This window comes from Methylomonas sp. 11b, from assembly GCF_000515215.1.
Classification (GTDB): Bacteria; Pseudomonadota; Gammaproteobacteria; order Methylococcales; family Methylomonadaceae; genus Methylomonas.
The window spans coordinates 2,847,980-2,868,764 of record NZ_KI911557.1 but is presented as its reverse complement, the minus strand read 5'-3'; the positions used below and the strand labels follow the sequence as shown (position 1 = coordinate 2,868,764).

General features: G+C 49.1%; 15 protein-coding genes and 1 pseudogene. 3 read left to right on the top strand and 13 right to left on the bottom strand.

Features of this window, described 5'->3' with window-relative positions; genetic code table 11:
- Window positions 1-254: 254 nt before the first annotated feature.
- The 4 genes and pseudogenes from METH11B_RS29800 to METH11B_RS29155 all read right to left on the bottom strand — a co-directional run.
- A pseudogene (locus METH11B_RS29800) lies at window positions 255-1,234 on the bottom strand (IS5 family transposase); the annotation flags it as partial.
- A gap of 169 nt (window positions 1,235-1,403) precedes the next feature.
- Window positions 1,404-3,509, bottom strand: coding sequence for a right-handed parallel beta-helix repeat-containing protein (locus METH11B_RS0113785; RefSeq protein WP_026602521.1), 2,106 nt, complete (start codon window positions 3,507-3,509; stop codon window positions 1,404-1,406).
- A 274-nt stretch (window positions 3,510-3,783) separates the two neighbouring features.
- Window positions 3,784-5,895, bottom strand: coding sequence for a right-handed parallel beta-helix repeat-containing protein (locus tag METH11B_RS0113780; RefSeq protein ID WP_026602520.1), 2,112 nt, complete (start codon window positions 5,893-5,895; stop codon window positions 3,784-3,786).
- A 647-nt stretch (window positions 5,896-6,542) separates the two neighbouring features.
- Window positions 6,543-6,713: a hypothetical protein gene (locus tag METH11B_RS29155; protein WP_155931124.1), complete on the bottom strand. Its 171-nt coding sequence runs from the start codon at window positions 6,711-6,713 to the stop codon at window positions 6,543-6,545.
- A gap of 396 nt (window positions 6,714-7,109) precedes the next feature.
- Between METH11B_RS29155 and METH11B_RS0113770 the strand changes: the two genes are divergently transcribed.
- Window positions 7,110-7,730: a hypothetical protein gene (locus METH11B_RS0113770; RefSeq protein ID WP_026602519.1), complete on the top strand. Its 621-nt coding sequence runs from the start codon at window positions 7,110-7,112 to the stop codon at window positions 7,728-7,730.
- 355 nt (window positions 7,731-8,085) lie between these two features.
- Entirely contained in the window at window positions 8,086-8,865 is a 780-nt protein-coding gene (locus METH11B_RS0113765; RefSeq protein WP_026602518.1) for a WecB/TagA/CpsF family glycosyltransferase, read from the top strand.
- A 245-nt stretch (window positions 8,866-9,110) separates the two neighbouring features.
- Here the strand turns inward: METH11B_RS0113765 and gltA are convergent, their stop codons facing one another.
- The 9 genes from gltA to METH11B_RS0113720 form a co-directional block, all read right to left on the bottom strand.
- Window positions 9,111-10,406, bottom strand: a complete 1,296-nt coding sequence (gene gltA / locus METH11B_RS0113760) for a citrate synthase (RefSeq protein ID WP_026602517.1) — start codon at window positions 10,404-10,406, stop codon at window positions 9,111-9,113.
- A gap of 346 nt (window positions 10,407-10,752) precedes the next feature.
- Entirely contained in the window at window positions 10,753-11,877 is a 1,125-nt protein-coding gene (locus tag METH11B_RS0113755; RefSeq protein ID WP_026602516.1) for a HupE/UreJ family protein, read from the bottom strand.
- On the bottom strand, window positions 11,877-12,503 hold the full coding sequence (locus tag METH11B_RS0113750; protein WP_026602515.1) for a hypothetical protein: 627 nt from the start codon (window positions 12,501-12,503) through the stop codon (window positions 11,877-11,879). The genes METH11B_RS0113755 and METH11B_RS0113750 overlap by 1 nt, the downstream gene beginning before the upstream one ends.
- Window positions 12,504-12,572: 69 nt before the next feature.
- The gene (locus tag METH11B_RS0113745) at window positions 12,573-12,950 is read right to left on the bottom strand and encodes a copper resistance CopC family protein (protein ID WP_026602514.1); all 378 of its coding nucleotides are present in this window, start codon (window positions 12,948-12,950) and stop codon (window positions 12,573-12,575) included.
- 23 nt (window positions 12,951-12,973) lie between these two features.
- Complete coding sequence (locus METH11B_RS0113740; RefSeq protein ID WP_026602513.1) at window positions 12,974-14,164, bottom strand: sialidase family protein; 1,191 nt, start codon at window positions 14,162-14,164, stop codon at window positions 12,974-12,976.
- 373 nt (window positions 14,165-14,537) lie between these two features.
- Window positions 14,538-15,092, bottom strand: coding sequence for an HXXEE domain-containing protein (locus tag METH11B_RS0113735; RefSeq protein WP_036277543.1), 555 nt, complete (start codon window positions 15,090-15,092; stop codon window positions 14,538-14,540).
- Between the two features lie 200 nt (window positions 15,093-15,292).
- Complete coding sequence (locus tag METH11B_RS0113730; RefSeq protein WP_026602511.1) at window positions 15,293-16,705, bottom strand: ATP-binding protein; 1,413 nt, start codon at window positions 16,703-16,705, stop codon at window positions 15,293-15,295.
- Window positions 16,705-17,364 carry a response regulator gene (locus METH11B_RS0113725; RefSeq protein WP_020484350.1) on the bottom strand — a complete coding sequence of 220 codons (660 nt, stop codon included), beginning with the start codon at window positions 17,362-17,364 and terminating at the stop codon, window positions 16,705-16,707. Before METH11B_RS0113725 ends, METH11B_RS0113730 begins: the two co-directional genes overlap by 1 nt.
- A 136-nt stretch (window positions 17,365-17,500) precedes the next feature.
- Complete coding sequence (locus tag METH11B_RS0113720) at window positions 17,501-18,730, bottom strand: NADP-dependent isocitrate dehydrogenase (RefSeq protein ID WP_026602510.1); 1,230 nt, start codon at window positions 18,728-18,730, stop codon at window positions 17,501-17,503.
- A 291-nt stretch (window positions 18,731-19,021) separates the two neighbouring features.
- Here METH11B_RS0113720 and METH11B_RS0113715 point away from each other — a divergent pair, with 291 nt between their 5' ends.
- Window positions 19,022-20,779, top strand: a complete 1,758-nt coding sequence (locus METH11B_RS0113715; RefSeq protein ID WP_026602509.1) for a GMC oxidoreductase — start codon at window positions 19,022-19,024, stop codon at window positions 20,777-20,779.
- The last annotated feature ends 6 nt before the right edge of the window (window positions 20,780-20,785 follow it).

The following is a 20,785-nucleotide window of genomic DNA, read 5'->3' as shown; positions in this document are numbered from 1 at the left end:
GCTTCCGATGAAATTGGGTTTATGGATCGATTTGGTCGAGAGTGGGCTTACAATAAGTTAAGGGAGGCCTCTAATAGTTAAAATTTAGATTCCCCAAAACTAACTGGAGGAAAGTTTTTCGAATTTTTTCAAAATTATCCTTTATTTTGGCTGTTTGAAGTAAAAAACGCTGCACATGCTCTGGTCTTTGGGTTCTTTCTCCCTATTTAGGCCATTCAGGCGCACCTTCCCTGTAAGGGGCCGTTAAAGCGCGTTTAGCCGCGTTCGTGTCGCGCTGAATGAAGTTGCACCAAGCGCTTCATGTTGTAAACAAAATTTATCAATCCGATTTTGACTTTGGCTCGTTCCAAACCGATAGTGCGCACCAGATACCAGATACCAGATACCAGATACCAGATACCAGATACCAGATACCAGATACCCACCCATTGCCGCTTGCGCGCCAAACACATGTTCGAATCGGCTCTGACTTTCGATTTAGTCCGGTTTGATTGTTTTTGCTCTTCGGTTAACGACTTTCCGCGCGTGCCATTTTCACAAACTTGGCTGGCTATTTTGTGTCGGCTTCTCGCTATTCCTGGGCTTCAGAACGATAAGTGCTGTCGGCGTAAACTGCTCGCTTGTTTCCATCCTCATCGCTTGTATGGTCGAGCAACTCATCAAATAACTGACTATCGTGAACCGCTGCATGAGTCACTGAATAGCTCTGTATCAGTTTGTTTCCCTCATCGACGTTGATGTGATTTTTTGTATCCTAAAGGGCATAAATAGCGGTAATGCTTTTCCTCGTTTTTCTTCGTCCAGCGGGCCTGAATATCTTTCTGCCAACGTTTGGCTCGCGCTTCCGGTTTATCCCAGGCCTCAGGAACTTGCCCCTCTTTAATCAGAGTATTTTCTTCTGGGGGGTATTGCTTTGCTTTGGCACCTTAACGAAGGTGGCATCGATTATTTGCCCTGCTCTCTGCGTAACCTTGTTCTGCCAGTTGGGCATGAAACCGCGCAAACAACACATCAACCAAGTCTAAATTTTTAAGTGCTCCCCGAAACCTACAAACCGTTTTTGAATCCGGTACCCGATCTTCTAATTGCAATTCCAGAAACCGCATGAAACTGAACCGATCACGAATTTGATATTCGATGCCGTCATCCGATAAATTGTGCAGTTTTGGAGCACCAAAATCTTGAACATTAGCACCACATCAAACGGTTTGGCTCCCGTCTGACTTTTTCTTTCCTAGCAGTTTGCTTGCTAGTATTATCGCATTTCAGCCGTTTTGCTTTTCGCCAAATAGCCGGTGGGAGTCGCTGAATTTTTAGAGATGCCCTTAAGGTATTTGTGAATTCTGATTTAACGGTAATACTACTAAATTCTTTAAAAAAGCGTATGAATATTTTTGAACTGTTTATTGTATAAGGCCTATATCAGTTGGTAAATTATTGAAACCTATTTTTGATAATGGGGAGCTATCGCAAGTTATATTGATTTTACTGCCCATTAAATTTATGCAAGGGTCTGTGTTAAGGCTGTTAGTTTCAAACCCCAGGCCAGCCCAGTTACTCCATTGTGATCCACCTCGGATGTTTGAGTCTAGAATATTGTAATCAAGTACTATATTTGTCTTAGCGTTCCAAACAATATTGTTGGATATAATGTTGCTTTTTTTGGGTAAAAGATAGCGTATAGCGTAACCGTTGCTCGCTGTTGATATAATGACATTTCGTCGAATGATATTGTCTTCTGGCCAGATGTCTTTATTCATCGGGGCCGATAGCTTAGGATATTTTTTAGCCCATAAAATACTTTTAATAGGCATGCTCGCTAAGCTTTCTCTATTAACGCTCCAATTATAAGTTGGGCCGCGATCATCAACCCATATTGCGCGCTTATCAGTTTTGATAACATTGTTCTCAATAAGCGTATCACGCCCGCCGCCAAGTTGAATAGATAGCATGCCGGCATTTACTAATATATTTCCAAACACCGTAAACCCGCTCACACCGTCGTCAAGATAAATGCCACGTGCACCGTCATTTTTATATTGCAGAATATTTTTAGCCACATTTAGAGTGTTTGTGTCTAACATATAGCCAGTGTAGTCATGCACATAGTTGTAGCGAATTATATTGCCGCGAAATGTCCAATCTCTACCGGAATAAATCGCACCACAGTCACTAGATTGTTTGCATATATCTGAAATCTCATTTTTTTCTACTAAATGATCATTGCCTATAATATTAATGCCGCTGCCGGCTCCATTTTCAATCAAATTGTAAGATACGCTTCCTCCTACACCGCTTAGTTCGATGGCTGGGGAATAACTAAGCAGAACATTGTCGAAATCATGAATATGGTTGTTGACCATAGTATTCCCCGACGCCTGTAAGTTTGGCCTATTTCCTCCTTCAAGCAGAATTCCTCCGATACCTGAATCGTGGAGGTGGCTATTGGAGATAGTTATATCGGTGCTTTCTGTGGCCAGTATGCTTTTGTCTCGTGCATGGCGAACTTCTAGGTTATCTAACAAAATATTTCCTGAGTCGTCTATGGTGATAGCGTTGCCATTAGTATATTTAAATGTAAGATTCCTATAGTTTATATATTTTGCCGAGTTTAATTTCATTAAATTAGGTAATGATGATATTAAAACTTGCTTGGCTGGTGATCCTGCTGGTGGGATAAATTGAATTCTTGCATTGCTTTGATCGTAAAACCATTCGGCAGGCATATTCAGCGCTGATTGAAAATTCTGTAGATAAAAGCGCCTCCCACTTGTCATTGCTGCTTTTGTTTGCGATGCTAATATTATCTCATTATTTACCGTGTCAACCTTCTCAACACCCAGATATTGGTCATAATAATCGCTATTTGGATAGATGTGTACTTGGGCATTGCTTAAATCGCCAGTGAATTTTGGCATTTTTTCAAAAACACTGAAATGGGTTTGCGCATTTAATGGTAATTTGATGTGCGCCCAGTCACTATCGGGCCAACGTGCTAGATTCATTTTGATGTCATCTACGAATAGCGCGAATACTGGAGCGTTACCTGAAATACGTTCGTTATCTTCTGCACTAATATTTGACGCGATACTGGCGTTTAACTGGCAGTTCAGTATGCGATTTGGGCTAGTGGAGGAATAGGATTGGCAATTATTAAGCGCTATGCCGCCGGAAATAATACTGCCGCCATTTTCTCCCTCCCAGGTAACTTCCTGGCCAGGAAGCCCTGAGTCTTTGTCGTCAAACTCTAGCGGGGCTTGCAATTGATATGTGCCTTTGCCAATATGTACAGTGATAGGTTGGTTAAACTTGCCTGCTGCTTTAATTTGTCTGATAGATTGTTGAGCTCGAGCCAGTGTTTTAAAAGGTCCGGTTTTTGTCCAAAAGTTTATACGTGGAGATAGCCCGTTTAATTTGTCACTGCCGGTGGGGGACACGTATATGTCTTGCGCAGTAGCCGTAAGGGAGAAAAAAATTAAGGCAATTGTGGATCCGTTTCTGTTTAACATTGGATACTCTCCGGTTAATAGCTAGATTAAGTTTTGAGTTCTTTAGATAATTACATTTAGTAGACTCAATGATATATATCGAAAATTTGATGATCATAGTTTAGTACTTTCAATTGGGACAGTCTTGTGCAGGGTCTGCCTAATTAGTTTACGCTTGTTCTAAATTTCTAATTGTAGAGGCTAAAAAGAAGTTTTGTACTTACAGTTATCAAAACTGACGCCGGCAATGACATGCCGACGTGGGCAGTAAGCTCTCGATTTTGGTTAGAGTAGTCTATTTTACAAGTCCAATGTCGGATGGTAGGTTAGTTTGAAAGCCTAGACTATAAATAGGTGAATTAGCGCATGTTATGCTAATTTTGCTACCTGATATATTCAAACAAGGGTTGACATTTAGGCTATTTGTTTCGATGCCCTGGTTAAGCCAGTCGTTCCAAAGCGCTCCTCCCACACTATAACCGTTGTCCAGGATTGTGTAGTCGAGCCTTATGCCACTGCTCGCATGCCATAATAGATTATTGCCTATAGCATTGCCTTTTAAAGGCGCAACGTAACGAAGTGAATATCCCAAGTATCCAGTGCTGATTATTACGTTTCTTTGAATACTATTGCCTTCCGGCCAAGTATCGTGTTCCATTTGAACGCCGAGCTCAGGATATTTCGCTAACCAAAGGTCACTGTTGACGGGCATGGTTTTCAAAGTGTTTCTCATGTTATCCCAGTTAAAACCTGGGAATCGCTGGTCCATCCATATAGCCCTACCCGTAGTTTTAATCACATTGTTTTCAATGCGATGATCTCGGCCGCCACCTATTTGGATTGACATGGTGCCTGTGTTAACGAGAATATTGCCGAATACGGTCATTCCGCTTACTGCGTCGTCAAGGTAAATACCTCTTGCACCCTTATAGCGGTAAATAATGTTGTTTTTGGAAATATCAGTGAAGGTAAAATCCATCTCGTAACCGTAAAAATCGTGAAGATAGTTGTAACGGATTACATTGCCCCTATAAGTCCAGTCCCTTCCTGAATAGATTCCTCCGCAGTCGGCGGATTGTTGACATATTTGCGTAATTTCGTTTTTTTCGATCAGATGATCATTCCCACTAAGGTCGATGGCGTTGCCATTCGCATTTTCTATCAGATTATGCGATACAGTTGATGCTACGCCACTAGTATCGATTGCTGGAGAGTGATTGAATAGTATTGCGTCAAAATTGTGAATATGGTTATTATCAATAAGATTTCCAGACGCTTTTAGAGTTGGCCGATCTCCACCATGAATCAGAATTCCGCCCTGTCCAGTATGATGAATGTAATTGTTTGAGATAGTTATGTTCGTACTTTGGCGACCATATATAGCTTTACCAACAACATTATTTATTTCTAAATTGTCCAGCAATATATTATCTGATTTTTGAATTTTGACGCCATGGCCTGAGCTGTGTCGGAGGGTCAAGTTACTAAAGTTAATATGAGAGGATTCATTGATTATTATGAGGTTAGTGGTCCCAGAAATTACAATACTTGAGGGAGGGACGTTATACGGAGGGATGAATAAAATTCTGTTATTGGCTTTGTCATAGAACCATTCTCCCTCTGCATCAAGGGCAGCCTCGATGTTTTGCAAATAAAAGCGTCGAGCGGCAACCAGCGGATATGTGGTTTTATCAAGCAATGTTATTTTATTGTTAGTTAAATCGATATTTGAAACGCCCACATATTGATCGAAAAAGTCGTTGTTCGCATACATGTGAGCCTGAGCAGTGCTTAAGTTGCCCGTAAATTGAGGCATTTTTTGGTAGACGCTAAATTGTGTGAATTTATCAAGTGGTTCTTTGATATGCGCCCAGCCTGAATTTGGCCAGCGTGCCGGTTGCATCCATTTTTCATTAACAAAAAAACCAATCTCGGGGTTATTCCCCAATATACGATCATTGGCTTCGTTTTTTATTCTAGACACTGTGGTTGAGTCTAGCGGACAACTCAATATTTTTAATGGGTTGGCTGTGTCATATGCCTGGCAGTTTTTGAGCGCAATACCGCCGGATATTATTGTGACCCCCTTTTCGCCCAGCCAAAGGATCTCTTGCCCTGGTAAGCCTGAGTCGAGATTATTGAATTCCAGAGGGGTACTAATTGGATATATCCCTTTGCCAACATGTACAGTTATCGCCTGGTTAAATTTTCCAGCCGCTTTTAAACTTCTGATGGCTTGTTGGGCGCGAGAAAGGGATTTGAATGGGCCTGTATTAGTCCAGAAATTGGCCCTTGGAGAGAGGCCGTTGAACTTGTCGCTTCCAGATGGAGAGACATAAAAATCCTGTGCCTTCGCGGCGGTACAGAAAGTAGTGAATACCAGGGTGATCAAAGCTTTAATTAACATTTTTTCTCCTTTTCTTAATTTGCGCTCCAATTGCTTATTAAACAACGGAATACAGTCAGCTAGTTCAGTTAATATTTGAGGTATGGTTCCGGTCCGTGGATCCGAGGATACTTTGAAATTGTTTCAGAATTGGGTCAACAGTGGGGCTTACATATAATCTGTATCGCCAAGTTGCATAAAATGCTAGCACCTCTTTTCAATAACGATGGACAGAGGCTCTCGAAAAACGCTTTTCAATTGGTGTCAGGAGGCTCTTAGCGTTGGTCTGCCAATTTGATGCATGGTCCTAGCGTTAAAGCTAAAGCACGTCCTGAGTTGTAATTGAGCCGTATTGCTAAAAACCTGTGTAAATTATGGATTTGAGAATAGCTATTTTATGTATCCATCCAAGCATTATCCGTAATGTGCCTCTGAGTATTTCAGTTTGCTAGGTTCGGTGCGAATGGTGTCGCTAAGATACTATCCGTTCGTGTCCAGGCTGCCAAAGTACAAACGGATAAATTTGGAGGCTAGGTACAGCCTAAAACATAATGGCTTGATAACCAAGCCATTTTTTTATTTTAATTAAATCTTAATGGTGTACCGAAGTCTGTTTTCTGGTCTGATCTGGACGACTTGGGAGTATTCACAGAGGGCTAGGAGGCACGCTACAGGCCTTGATTGGCAACGCCGGAGGCTTTATAGGCACCGATGAAGTGTCTGGGATTACCGCCAGGAGCGTTGTTGGCGCCGATGAGCCTTCTGTGGGTACCTCCAGGTGTTTTGTGGGTGCCGATGAACTTTTTATGGTTGCCGCCAATTAGTTTGTCGGCAACCATGAGCTAGTCGTGGGTGCGGACGCGACATTTAGCCGCACCACCAAAGGCTTGTAGAGCTTCTTATAATGTATATAGAATTAATTAAGCCGTTAGAGTTATGCCGTTGATTTTGGTTAGCTCTACGGTGAAGTCTGCCGCGCCGATGTCTGTGCGGTATTGCGTTTTTTAAGCGTCTAAAAATCCCTTCTCCCCCGCTCCCACTGGGCATAACGGAGCGGGCTAGGGTGAGAAGGCAATAAACTAGTGTTTTATATACCCTCTTCCTAACCTTCTCCTTTATGCCCTGAGGGTACTGGGGGAGAAGGGACTATTTCGTTTTTTACGACATCCCCCAGAGTGAGAAGGCGGTTTCTTAATTTTTGAGGTTTCCTCTGATAACAATATGGAGAATTCAAAATGGCTAAATCCGATTATTTTCCGCACCCTGATAGCGATTTATTGATTTGGCATGATCGTTTTAAGGTCAATCTCGCCGCGCGTCAGGCGGAATTTGGTTTATCCGCCGAGGATATTGCTAGTGTCGATAGCGATAATCAGGAGTTACATACCAAGATCAGCGAAGTAAATGCCGCTTCTGCGGCAGCAAGGCATGCCACGGCGGCTAAAACTGCCAGTCGCAATAATATCGAAAGCCGAGTGAGAGCCCTAGTCAGACGCATCAAGGCGCATCCGGCTTATTCCGATGCTTTGGGTAATTTGCTCGGTATCATTGGCTCGGAAGATACAACCAAGCTTACCGACGCTAAACCGGTTTTGACCGGTGTAGATCAAACGGGTGGCGTGGTGGTTCTCAATTTTGTTAAATCCAAGAGCGACGGTATCAATATCTATTGTCAGCGCGAGGGGGAGGCGGAGTTTGTGTTTTTAGCCAGGGATACGATACCGCCTTATATCGATAACCGGCCTTTACTGGTTGCCGGCAAGCCGGAACTGCGCCGCTATACAGCGGTTTATATCTTGAAGGACGCCGAGGTTGGTCAATATAGTGATGAGCTGGTGGTTAATTGTGCACCTTGACCGCGCTGGTTTTCTGAACGCTTTAGCTATGGCAGCGCTCCTTAAACTTATAGGAGACTGCTAAAAATTTAAAAATCTCTTATCAGCAAGCCACAAAGGAGAAAGTTGGGATCGGGGGTTAAAATCATTATTTACCCCTCACCTTAGCCCTCTCCCATAGGGAGAGGGATCTATTATGGTTCAACTTAAGTTAATGGCATTGTCCGCAGGCGGAATACAGGCGTACTTGATTGATACCTCGTTGATTTAGTCGAATTGGTCTGCTCTGAATTGACTCCGGAGGCAAATATAGCGATGCTAGGGGTGACAAAATTAAAAACATCACTTTTCAATTAACCGCCCGATGGAGCACGGAATGCAAGCAATCAAGTCAGTAGATATTTTCGGAATACGCTTCCCTATCCTGGATTACGAGCTTACGTTACAACTATTTCAGGAGTGGATCGCCAGCGGCCAAGCCCATCAGGTCTGTATCGCCAATGTGCATACCACCGTGGCCTGTCTCACCGATCATGAGTTGCGTGATATTTCCAACAACGCCTTGTCCACCATGGATGGCCTGCCTTTGGTTTGGTACGCCAAGCTGGTGCATCAAGCGCCGATTAAAACCCGAGTTTGCGGGCCGGACTTGATGTTGAAATGCCTGGATCACGGGCAGCAGTTGGGCTGGCGGCATTTTTTTCTCGGCGGTAAAGACGAGGTCTTGGCGGATTTGGTCGCCAACATCCGCAAGCGTTATCCGCAAGCAGAGCTTGTGGGCTGGCATTCTCCGCCGTTTCGGCCCTTGTCCACAGAAGAAGATCAACAATTGGTCGATTTGATCAACGCCGCCAGGCCGGATTTTCTCTGGGTGGGCTTAGGCGCGCCCAAGCAGGAAAAATGGATTGCGGCGCATCTGGACAGAGTGCATGTGCCGGTGCAATTGGGGGTGGGCGCGGCTTTTGATTTTCACTCCGGACACATCAAGCGGGCGCCGCTGTGGATGCAAAAAAGTGGGTTGGAATGGTGCTATCGGATGGCTAAGGATAGGCGGCTGGTTAAGCGTTATTTTTCCACCAACCCGGTGTTTCTACTACGTTTTGCCTGGGATTTTTTGCAGATTAGAGTGTTGAAGCGCTCGGCGGTTACTTCTTGAAGGTCATCAACCAATGCGCTAAATAACCTCCAAAAAATCCCCCTTACTAAGGGAGAGAGCTAGAGTTAATACCGTTTAGTTAAGCCCCCTCTCCTGCTGGAGAGGGTTGGGGTGAGGAGAATAAATAAGGCAAAGAACTTTATTGATCCCCTCATCCCAGCCTTCTCCCTGAGGGAGAAGGGGCTGCCCGTCTTTAAGTTAGGTGCAGTTGTCCAGAAGGATAGGGGACTTAACTATTTGTTTTATCACCGATTAGAAATCGATTTCACGTCCCTAGTCGTCACGCCTTTATATAACTGCCGCGGCCGGCCGATTTTCAATTCGGGATCGGAGATCATTTCATCCCATTGGGCTATCCAGCCCACCGAGCGGGCCAAAGCAAAGATGGCGGTAAACATTTCGGTCGGGATGCCTAGAGCGCGCAGGACGATGCCGGAATAAAAATCGACGTTGGGGTAGAGTTTTTTCTCGACGAAGTATGGGTCTTCCAGGGCAATGCGCTCCAGTTCCATCGCCAGTTTGAACAGACGGTCGTCGTTCAGATTCAATTCGTCCAGCACTTCGTGGCAGGTTTGCCGCATCAGTTTGGCGCGCGGATCGTAGTTTTTGTAAACCCGGTGACCAAAACCCATCAGGCGGAACGGATCGTTTTTATCCTTGGCTCTGGCGACATATTCGCCGATTTTCGACACATCGCCGATTTCTTCCAGCATGTTCAACACCGCTTCGTTGGCGCCGCCGTGTGCCGCGCCCCACAGGCAGGCAATACCGGCCGCGACGCAAGCGTAAGGGTTGGCGCCGCTGGATCCGGCCAGTCGCACGGTGGAGGTAGATGCGTTTTGTTCGTGGTCGGCGTGCAGAATCAGGATTCTATCCAGCGCTCTGACCAAAACCGGGTTGGCCAGATAATCTTCGCCGGGGTCGCCGTGCATCATGCGCATAAAGTTTTCCGCATAGCCCAGTTTGCGTTTGGGATAGATAAACGGCATGCCGATGCTGTATTTGTAGCACATCGCTACCATGGTAGGCATTTTCGCGATCAGGCGGATCGCGGAGATATAGCGGTCTTCCTTGCAGGTGATGTCCATCACTTCGTGATAGAACGCCGACAGTGCCCCGACTACACCTACCAATACCGCCATCGGGTGCGCGTCGCGGCGGAAGCCGCTGTAAAATTTGATCAACTGTTCGTGCACCATCACATGTTGGCTAATGGTAGTGACGAAGCCTTTCATTTCCGAGCCGTTGGGTAAGTCGCCGTTCAGCAGCAGATAACAGACTTCCAGAAAATCGCATTTTTCCGCCAGTTGTTCGATCGGGTAGCCCCGGTACAACAGCACGCCGGCGTCGCCGTCGATGAATGTGATTTTTGAAGTACAGCTGGCGGTGGAGGTAAAACCGGGATCGTACGTAAAATGGCCGGTCTGTGCGTACAAGGAACGAATATCGATGACGGACGGACCCATGGTGCCGGGTGTGACCGGTAATTCGATTACGCGGTCTTGGTCTTCCTGTTTTAACGTCACTTTTTTATCAGTCATGTCAAATTCTCCGGAGAGCTAGCTGTTGAGAAGGGGATGGTTTGTATTCTATTGCAAATAGCGAATAAACACAGCTTTAGATCGGGATTGTTTACAATTTAACGAAAAACGAGGGCCTGATTGATGGGTTTCGCGTTGCGCTACCCGTCCTAAGGGACTGGGATGACAAATTTCGAGGATGGGTAGCGCAATGCGAAACTCCTCGCCTGCGCTGTCACAGTTGACGGAGCAGGCGTCTTTGCAGACGGCAAGGGCATTGGATATTCAAACTTTCCGGAGTCGCTAATATCTTGGGTCAACCGGGTGTTTGCCTCTTCTCGTGCTCGGCAACCCAGCCAAGGGCGGTTTACAAAACCGTCCGCTCCAATAGCCAATAAGCCCCCATCAAGGCCACCATGGCCGAACAACCTTTCAAGAATTTCTCGGCAAAAGCCGGCTTGTTGTTTAGCCACCAGATGATAGGCAACACCACCGACGCCACCGCGATTTGGCCGGTTTCTATGCCTAGGTTAAACGACAGCAAGGGCAACAAGATGCCGGTGTCGCCGCTGGAAATATTCATTTCCCGCAGCACACTCGCAAAGCCAAAGCCGTGAATCAAGCCAAAGCCGAAGGTCAGCCACTGCCGGCCTTTCGGGTGATCGCCACGTATAATGTTTTCTACCGCCACGTAAATGATGGTCAGCGCGATTACCGGTTCGACAAAGCTGCTGGGTAACTCGATGATATTAAGCCCTGCAAACGCCAAGGTGATGGAATGGGCGATGGTAAAGAAGGTGACGATCTTGATTGCCGGCCAGAAACTATGCGTGACGGCCAGCAAGGCAAACAAGAATAACAGGTGGTCGTAACCGGTGAGGATGTGCTCGATGCCCAGCTTCAAAAAATCCGCAAACGCGGAAAATCGGGAATCGTTTTGCGCCACGGATTGATCCGCAGGGGACAATACCAATTGCAACTGGTCGTCCGCCCTGCTTAGCATCTTCTCGCTCAGTGTTTTACCGGCGGCGTCGCGTACCGTGACATACTGCTGATGCCCGTCAGGTAGCCAGGCCAATAACTTGGATTGCACCTGCAACTGTTGGTGCGGCACCGATTGAAAAATAAATTCGACATGAGCATTGTTCTGTTCATCGTAAACGACAGTCCCTGGCGCCGCGGCTTGCACATCAGCGCCATCAATATTGACCCGCAACTGCGCAGCCAGCATTTTGGCGATGTCCGGCTTGGCGGCTTCACGCTCGGCAGCGCTAACCTCTGCATCCAGGTCGCTGTCCATCGGCGCAAAGGCTTCGATGTCTTGCAGGGCAAAGGTCAATTTAGCTACGACTTGCTCGGATTTGACAGACACATCTATCGAACTTAGACCAGGATCGTGCGCGGCTGCCCAGCCCGATTGCAGCAGCAAACAAACCAGCAGCAGGCATTGCCAGCCGGCAAACAGCCTATGCATTTTCAATCCGCTCGTCATTAGGGCTGTTCCCCATTACCATTGATTTGCGCAGCTTTTTTACGTTTGTGCAGATAAACCAAAAATCCCAGCACCAGCAACACCAAGGCCACGACGCCACCTATTGCCACTAGTGGTAAATCGGCGCCATTGGGATCAACCCCCACTTCCAGCGCAATGCGGAATTTATCATCGTCTTCCATCGCTTCGCCGATCAATAGATACAGCACATAATCGCCGTTTTTATCGACATCGGCTTGCGCTTCTACCGCGCCTTTTGGATAAAGCTTGGAAGGGATTTCAGTGACGGTGCGAATTTCGCGCACATCATCCGGGGCTTTCTGGCCGGTTTTTTCCACTTCCACCAACTTAATGCCAATCGGCGTGGCGCGAATATCGCGGTCTATCAAATCGGCGGTGAAAAACATCTTGCCGGCTCTGGGGATTTTCTGACAAAACGGCACGAAAGCGGCTTTAGGATCGGGATTTTTATCGTTCTTATCCGGCTGCAAATACGCACTGAAATGCACGGCGTAAAAATCGTTGGCGATGATGCAATCCAGGTCCGGGCGGTTGCCCAGTGCATTGGATTGTTTGGTACCGAAGCCGAGTTTGTCGCAGCCGCTCAGTAAAAAGACGCAGGCCATGAGCCCGGCTAACGCAAGAGCGGGAAGTCGCTGAATAGTCATAGATTTAAGCCGATGGAAGAATGCAGACTAGGGTTTGATGGTAAATTCGAACTTACCGGTGACGATATGAGTATCCTCTGAGACTACCCGGTAGCGAATGGTATACGTGCCGGGCGCCAGTGTCGGCACCGTCGCGTAAATGTTGGCACCATTGGTCAGGCTTTGCGCGACATCATGGTTATCCACGCGTTTGCCGGTGCTGTCGATGACGGCCAGGGCTTTGTATTCGCTACGCACTGCGTCGTTAAACCACAGGTCGATTTGCTTGGGTGATTCTGTGACGACTTCGTCTTTGGCCGGTTGCGATTTCACCAGAATAGCGTGCGCAAATGCCGAGACCGGGCTGAATAACGCGAGCGCCAACAAGCCGGGTTTTATTATTTTTGTTATATCTAACTTGGGCATGACCACCTCTTAAATTATAAAAATCACTGTAAAACCGCCGCCGACCATTGCTTGCCGGCCGCTGTTTGCTCTAACCACATCGCCAACAATCCAGTCGGCGTGGCGACGATGCGCGGGAAGGTCGCCGAAGCGTTGGCGGATGATAGCAACTTGCTTGCCGACCACTGCTCGCCATTATCGACGGATTCCGAGACAAACACTTTAGAGCCTTCCGGTCCCAGTGCATCCCATACCGCGACTAAGCGCCCGGCCCCGAACGCGATGTCCGCATGAAACGCGCCGGCATCGCCGAGCCGTTGCGGCGGTGTCCAGCTTTTGCCGCTGTCCGCTGATTGCATATGATACAACCCCACCTGATTTTCCGCGCCGGTCCATACCAAACTATGTAAGGCACCGTCGCCGGCCACACTCAAGCCGCCGCCATTATGCGGACAGCCGTCGAAAGTCCAGTTGAACTCACCAACCGTACTCAGGTGTTGCCAACTGACGCCGCCATCGGCGCTTTGCGCCAGCGCCATGTCGCGCGGCTGCATATCCCGATACAACAGATTCAGCTTACCGTCTGCACTTAAAGCCATGCGGTTCCAGCAGCAGGAGCAACTGGAATCGTCGATAGTCTGCGCCAACTCCCAGCTTTTGCCGATGTCGCTGCTGCGCGCATAGCGCACGCCCTGGTAACCGTTTTCGTCTCTATCGTCCAGCCACACCGCATGAAAGCGGCCTTCCTGGTCTGCCAACAGTTCATGATGGGATTGGTCCGCGTCGCTGCCGGTTGGCTTGGCGCCTTGTTGCCAAGTTTTGCCGGCATCAGTGGAATAAGCCGTCAATAGTGGGCCCATGCCGGGCAATTCGCCGGTAGTTTGCCAGACGATCAACAATTTGTCGCCGGCTGCGGCAATTTGTATATCGTTGCCGATTTTCGCCTCAACAGGCTGGTTAAATTGCGGGCTTAAAGCGTTGGGTTGCGACCAATGCAGGCCGCCGTCTTCGGAATGCAGATAGCCGATATAAGATTGTTTGCTGCCGGTTGGCATCGCGACGAAGGCTGCATGCACGGTCTGCCGATCAACATAGACATCGAAACTGACCACGTTTTGAATCGCCAGCGCTTGTGGGTCGATGGGGCTGATCAGAGTGACTCCTAGTGATGGCTTGGTTGCAACCGACTCAGTGCCTTGCTCAGCGCAGCCACACAAAACCAGGCTGGCTGTCATAACGTAGCCTAAATAATTCGCCTTGAAATTCGGCATAAATGTCACAAGTGCTTAACGGAAATGGCGCAGATTAGACCATATTTAAAGGGTAATGCAGAACAGGGGATTGTTGATTACTGGTCGGTAGATTTAAGGGGGGCGAAACGTCATACACTTGGGAGGACGTTCTAAGGGGGGACCAGTAGCCCGATTCTCAAGTTCCAGCTTATTGTCTGGTAGTCTGGTTAGTCTGGTTCCCAAGCTCCAGCTTGGGGAACCCACGCCTCGGAAGCTCCAGCTTCCGGAATGAGGGAAGCTAGAGCTTGAGAGTCAGGTGAGTTGTGCGGAATATCGATACTATTTCGTTTTCCTAAATTCCGTATCTTCGTCCGGCCTAAAGCTGCCGCCGCACATGCAGCAAAATAGCCGCGTGGATAGTAATCGCCGTTACCAGGCCTATCGCATGAAATGTCGGCGTTCCTCCGCCCGCGATTTGCACCTGCCGCCAGGCATATGCGCCAAAGGGGATGAACAGCGCCAGCGCAGTACCGAGGCCGGGATTGTAGCCGCGAAAGACGAAGGCATGGATGACGTGGACTAAAGCATTGACCAACACCAGATATACCGCGATGAGTGCCCAGCCAACATGGCCCTCCGCCGCCAAATACAACGACAAGGTGATGACACCCCAAACGCCGGGTACGTTGGTGATAAATACCGCAGTTGGCGAGAGCACATCCTTGCCTTTGCCTATCGTCGCATTGAAGAACAGGCGGAAACGATCACGGTCGTGCTCTTCGTATTGATGCAGCATATAAACCGGCAACAAAATAAACGTCGCGGTCAATGCTGCGGGCCATGCTGCTGTCAGCAAGGGCGCAAGCAACAGCAAAAGCAGGCCGGCCATGAAGCCCCCATAAACCCAGTTTAGGATGATTCGATTAAGCATGATCAAGATCCGAGGCGTGATGATGGATAAGCACAATGCTGGTCGGTGGCTGGAAAAATCCAAAACGCCTGAAAAGTATAGTCGCACTTTTCGCCTAGTTTCCAAGCCCCCCAACTTCCCAAATCCAACAGAAACAAGAGCTTCCAAGCGTTGGATTCCCAAGCTGGAGCTTGGGAATCAGCGGATCGGTGGAAAAGGCCCTACTTCACAGACGGAAAACCCGCCAAATCCATTTGTAACCGCGCTTGCAACCCACCCAACCCCGACTTGGCAAAATCGATCTCTGCCGCATGCAAGGCCACGATGCGTTGCACAATCGATAGCCCCAAGCCGCTGCCCTCAACGCTATTGGCGGTTTCCACGCAACGGTAAAAACGCTGGGTGATGCGCTGGTAATCGTCGTCGGCAACACCGGGGCCGCTGTCGTCTACCGTCAGCTGCAAGCGGTTTTTTTCGCGGCGACAAGCTACTTTGATGTGTCCTTCAATCGGCGAATATTTAATGGCGTTATCGATCAAGTTGCGTATCAACACTTGAAATAACTGCGGATTGGCGTCGATCAACAGACCCGGTTCGCCTTGCAGTTCTATATCGATACGCTTGTCACGGGCGGCGTGGTCCAGGTCGGAAATCACTTCGATCAAGGCTTCGTTCACGTCTACTGCCTGCTTGGCAATCCCGGCCTGCTGATGTTGCACCCGTGACAAGGTCAGCAATTGCTGTACGGTATGTGTCATCCGCGATACCGCTTGCTGGGCTTTTTGCAAGGCTTGGTCGCGCATTTGCGTATCGGTGGTTTTTTGTGCCACCTGAATTTGTGTCAACAGACCCGCCAATGGCGTGCGCAGTTCGTGGGAGGCGTCGGAGGTAAAGTTGCGCTCATTAGCAAAAGCCTGTTCCAGCATCGCAAACAAGCTATTGATTTGCGTGACCACCGGCAACACTTCGTCCGGCAAACTATCAACCGACAGCGGTTGCAGATAGCCGGCGGCGCGGCTGGCCAGTTGTTCCTTGACCTGATTGACCGGCGACAAGGTACGACTGACGATCCACCAGATCATCATGCCCAATATCGGCAATGCGATCAAAAAACCGATCACTTGCTGGCCGGCGATGCCTTCCACCAATTCCCGGCGGATATCGTCGCGCTGGCCAACATGAATCACATAATTGCCGTTTTCCGTACTCAAACTAAATACGTGCCATAGCTGCCCATCCAGCATGGTTTCGCTGTAGCCGTTTCGCGTCAAGGACAGCGCAAATTCCGGTGCGCTTTCCGAGCGCAACACCAGCCCCTCTTTCACTGAACGTAGCTGAAAGGCAATCTTGCGTTCGTACTTGTGACCGAGGATGGGCGTGTCGAACAGCTCCGGAGTTTTGTCGCGCTCCCAGAGCTTGGTCAGGGCCCGTTGCCGGACCATGTTCTCGACAAAGGCGTGTACCACGCGTGCCGACTGAGCTAATTCGGCGTTGAATAGTTCGGTGATTTCGTCGCGGGTTTGTTTGTAACTGATGTAGGCGGTCACGCCCCAAACCAGCAACAGCGAGGTGAGGAGCGACAGCAGCAGCTGCTTTTTCAGCGAACGCGGCGCCAGACGAAAACGTTTGGCCATTAGTTCTCGTCGATGATGTAACCGACCCCGCGTATGGTGCGAATCAGATTGGTATCCAGTTTTTTCCGCAGATGATGGATATGCACTTCCACGGCATTGCTTTCCACTTCCGAGCCCCAAGCATACAAGGACTCTTCCAGGCGGGCCCGGGAAATAACCTGGCCGATATGGCCCATTAGATAGCTAAGTACTTCAAATTCCTTTTGCGCCAAATCAATGGGTTTGCCATTGAAGTACACCTGATGCGCGGCGGGGTCTATGGTGACGCCTTTATGTTCGACCAAGGGCAGGTTATGACCATCGTGACGCCGGGCCAAGGCCCGCAAGCGCGCGCAAATTTCCGCTAGGTCGAAGGGTTTGGTGACAAAATCGTCGGCACCATTATCCAATCCGGCCACCCGTTCGGCGACGCCTTCGCGAGCGGTCAATACCAAAACAGGGGTACTGTCCTTACGGCGGCGCAGGTTTTTCAACACGCTCATACCGTCCATGCGCGGCAAGTTCAGGTCCAACACCACTAGGTCATAATGGTTCAATTTCAGGGCTTCGTCGGCTTGCGCGCCGTCGATCAACCAATCCACCGCATAACCTTCCAGCGTCAAGCCGGCTTTCAAACCATCACCGAGGATGGCATCGTCTTCTACCAATAATAAGCGCATGATCTGTATACCTATGGGCTGAGTGATTAACTTAGCCTGGATTGTAGCAATGATTCCGTAGTGTTCTGTGAGCGAGTAGGCAACTTAAAAGTTCGCTGGGCTTACGGCTAAAACCCAGCGAATTACTAAAACTGCATCAGGCGGAAAGGCTTTGCTCCAGGTTGACGCGCAGGGCCTCCAGAAAATCCTCAGTCGTTAAGTAATGCGAGTCGTTTAAATCGTCGCCGTAGATGCACAAGGCCAAATCCTTGGTCATTTGCCCGGCTTCGACGGTATCGACACAAACTTTTTCCAAGGTTTCGCAGAAATTGATCAACTCGGCGTTGTCGTCCAACTTGCCGCGAAATGCCAAGCCACGGGTCCAGGCAAAGATCGAAGCGATTGGATTGGTCGAGGTTTTCTTGCCCTGTTGATGCATGCGGTAATGCCGGGTAACAGTGCCGTGCGCGGCCTCTGCTTCCATGGTTTTGCCGTCCGGCGTCACCAAGGTAGATGTCATCAAACCCAGCGAGCCGAAGCCTTGCGCGACGGTATCGGATTGCACGTCGCCGTCGTAGTTCTTGCAGGCCCAGACAAAGGCGCCGTTCCATTTCAACGCCGATGCCACCATGTCGTCGATCAGCTTGTGTTCGTAGACGATGCCTTTGGCTTCGTATAAATCTTTGTATTCGGCCTGGTAAATCTCTTCGAAGATGTCTTTGAAGCGGCCGTCGTATTTTTTCAGGATGGTATTTTTGGTGGATAGATACAAAGGCCAGCCTCTATCCAGCGCCACGTTGAAACAGCTGCGGGCGAAGCCGGCGATGGATTCGTCGGTGTTGTACATCGCCAAGGCCACGCCATCGCCTTCGAAGTGATAGACCTCAAAGGATTGTTCGGCACTGCCGTCGTCCGGGGTAAAGCTGATCTTTAATTTACCCTTGCCTTTGGTGACAAAATCGGTAGCGCGGTATTGGTCACCGAACGCATGCCGACCGATGCAGATAGGCTGTGTCCAATTCGGCACCAGGCGCGGCACGTTATTGCAGATGATCGGTTCGCGGAACACCGTGCCATCCAGAATATTACGAATGGTGCCGTTGGGCGATTTGTACATTTTTTTCAAGCCAAACTCTTCCACCCGCGCTTCGTCTGGAGTGATGGTGGCGCACTTGATACCCACACCATGCTTTTGGATAGCGTGGGCGGCATCGATGGTGACCTGATCGTCAGTGGCATCGCGCTGCTCTATGCCTAAGTCGTAATAATCGATTTGCAGATCCAGGTAAGGCAGAATCAATTGGTCTTTGATGAAATGCCAGATGATGCGGGTCATTTCATCCCCGTCGATCTCCACCACCGGATTTTTGACGGATATTTTCTTCATAATCGCTCCTCACCTATCGCTAAAAATGGCCTCAAGTATAGCCTGCCTGCCTCTGAAGCACGGAATGTTTAACGTCTTACTCCCCACTGGCGACGACGCTTTTCGCATTAATCGAATCACGACACGAACTAGGCTATACTGCCGAAACAGCGTCGGCGCATGACGCTGCAAGGCATTGTTCTGTACAGGGTTTTAGCGATAAGCTTAGCTTGGCAACACCGCTTTTTTTAACTTTTTACCGGCAGCACAATGAACCAAAAATAATAAAAAATCATTCTTGAGGAGGTGTACATGGCTAATCAGAACTTCGATTACGAAGCGATAGTCATCGGTAGCGGCTTCGGTGGCTCCATCAGCTTTTGCCGACTGGCGCAAAAGTGGGGCTCCAAGGTGCTGTTACTGGAACGCGGTAGGCATTATCCGATGGGCTCTTTCGCCCGCTCACCCAAGCAAATTTCCGACAGTTTTTGGAGTGTGGAAGGCGACGCGGTAGACCGACCGCGTCACATTCAAAACAAAAATTTGCGTGGCCTGTTCGACATCCGTAACTACAAGAAAATGGATGCGGTAATTTCGGCGGGCCTGGGCGGCGGTTCGCTGATTTACGCCAACGTCTTTCTGGAACCACCTGAACAAGTATTCGAGCAAGGCTGGCCGACCGGCTTAGATAAAACCACCCTCGCTCCCTATTATAAAATAGCCAAACAAGTCTTGGGTGCCCGCCCGGTGCCATCCTGGCAAACCGACGACCGCCGAAAAATCGTCCGTACCGAACTTTTTCAAGAGTTTGCCGCCCACGATAACCGCACCAGCAAATTGGCCGACATTTGCGTGTTCTTTGGTAACGATTACAACTACCAAGGTTCAGACACACCTATCCCTATCGGTTTGCAAGAAAAAAATCGTTACGGCGCCACGCAAACCTCGTGTACCTATTGCGGCGAATGCGATGTGGGTTGCAATACCCACTCCAAAAATACCCTGGATCTTAACTATATCCACGCCGGCCAGCAGACCCATGGCGGCCAAGTATTTACCGACTGCCAAGCCGAAAAAATTATTCCTCTCAATCAGCATGGCGATGACGACAGCTCCGCTGGCGGGGAATTCGGTTATCGGGTGGAATTTCAAAATTTCGCCTCGGGAAAGCTGGAAAGCCTGAAAACCCGCCGCGTGGTGGTATCGGCGGGCACGTTCGGCAGCAATGAGTTGTTGCTGCGCTGCCGCGATGTGCATCGCAGCCTACCCAAACTCAGCGAACAACTGGGACGCTGGTTCTCCGGCAACGGCGACTTTTTATCGTTCGTGATCGAAGGCAAAAAAGACGCCGATCCCAACTACGGACCGGTGATTACCCAATACACCGATTACAACCTGTTCGACCGCTTCAACAGACAGCAGGCTTTTGTATTGGAAGATGCCTCCTATCCGGCTTCACTGGCCTGGTATATCGAAGGCGTATTCCCGACCAGCACCTTGCGCAAGCTGGTCCGCGCCGCGAAAGCCCTGATCGAATGGCTGAAAAAATACCTGAGCAACGGCGTGTGGAACGGCACTTTGGGGTTCTCGCTGCACGAGATATTAAAGGACGATTTATCTTCAAAATCCGTAGTGATGCTGTGCATGGGCCTGGATAACGGCGACGGCACACTGACGTTGAATAAGGCAGACCGTATCGATTTGGACTGGCCGCAAGATACCAGCATGAGCTTGTATCTTGCCATCCTCGCCGTCGGAGAGCGCTTCAAAAAATTTGTCAAATCCAATTGGTTTTTCCCGCTGCCGACCTGGGACTTGCCGATCCGCCACAACGTGACCGTACATCCTTTGGGCGGCTGTATCTTGGCCGACTCGCCGGATAAGGGCGTGGTCAGCGGCCATCCCGAGCAGCGCGGCCAAGCCTTCGGTTATCAGGGCTTGTATGTGGTGGACGGCTCGATCTTGCCGAGCGCGGTCGGTGCCAATCCGGTAGCGACCATTTCCGCGACCGCGGAATGGATTGCGGAAGGCATCACCGGCATCAAACCCGATGCCAGCCTGGGCGTGTAAACCCAA

Bases quoted from the DNA above. Each gene is read 5' to 3' on its own strand.
- METH11B_RS29155 (WP_155931124.1), bottom strand. From the start codon at position 6,713: ATGGTTGCCGACAAACTAATTGGCGGCAACCATAAAAAGTTCATCGGC.
- METH11B_RS0113765 (WP_026602518.1), top strand. From the start codon at position 8,086: ATGCAAGCAATCAAGTCAGTAGATATTTTCGGAATACGCTTCCCTATC.
- METH11B_RS0113740 (WP_026602513.1), bottom strand. From the start codon at position 14,164: ATGACAGCCAGCCTGGTTTTGTGTGGCTGCGCTGAGCAAGGCACTGAG.
- METH11B_RS0113720 (WP_026602510.1), bottom strand. From the start codon at position 18,730: ATGAAGAAAATATCCGTCAAAAATCCGGTGGTGGAGATCGACGGGGAT.
- METH11B_RS0113750 (WP_026602515.1), bottom strand. From the start codon at position 12,503: ATGGCCTGCGTCTTTTTACTGAGCGGCTGCGACAAACTCGGCTTCGGT.
- METH11B_RS0113725 (WP_020484350.1), bottom strand. From the start codon at position 17,364: ATGCGCTTATTATTGGTAGAAGACGATGCCATCCTCGGTGATGGTTTG.
- gltA (WP_026602517.1), bottom strand. From the start codon at position 10,406: ATGACTGATAAAAAAGTGACGTTAAAACAGGAAGACCAAGACCGCGTA.
- METH11B_RS0113780 (WP_026602520.1), bottom strand. From the start codon at position 5,895: ATGTTAATTAAAGCTTTGATCACCCTGGTATTCACTACTTTCTGTACC.
- METH11B_RS0113755 (WP_026602516.1), bottom strand. From the start codon at position 11,877: ATGACGAGCGGATTGAAAATGCATAGGCTGTTTGCCGGCTGGCAATGC.
- METH11B_RS0113770 (WP_026602519.1), top strand. From the start codon at position 7,110: ATGGCTAAATCCGATTATTTTCCGCACCCTGATAGCGATTTATTGATT.
- METH11B_RS0113785 (WP_026602521.1), bottom strand. From the start codon at position 3,509: ATGTTAAACAGAAACGGATCCACAATTGCCTTAATTTTTTTCTCCCTT.
- METH11B_RS0113730 (WP_026602511.1), bottom strand. From the start codon at position 16,705: ATGGCCAAACGTTTTCGTCTGGCGCCGCGTTCGCTGAAAAAGCAGCTG.
- METH11B_RS0113745 (WP_026602514.1), bottom strand. From the start codon at position 12,950: ATGCCCAAGTTAGATATAACAAAAATAATAAAACCCGGCTTGTTGGCG.
- METH11B_RS0113735 (WP_036277543.1), bottom strand. From the start codon at position 15,092: ATGCTTAATCGAATCATCCTAAACTGGGTTTATGGGGGCTTCATGGCC.
- METH11B_RS0113715 (WP_026602509.1), top strand. From the start codon at position 19,022: ATGGCTAATCAGAACTTCGATTACGAAGCGATAGTCATCGGTAGCGGC.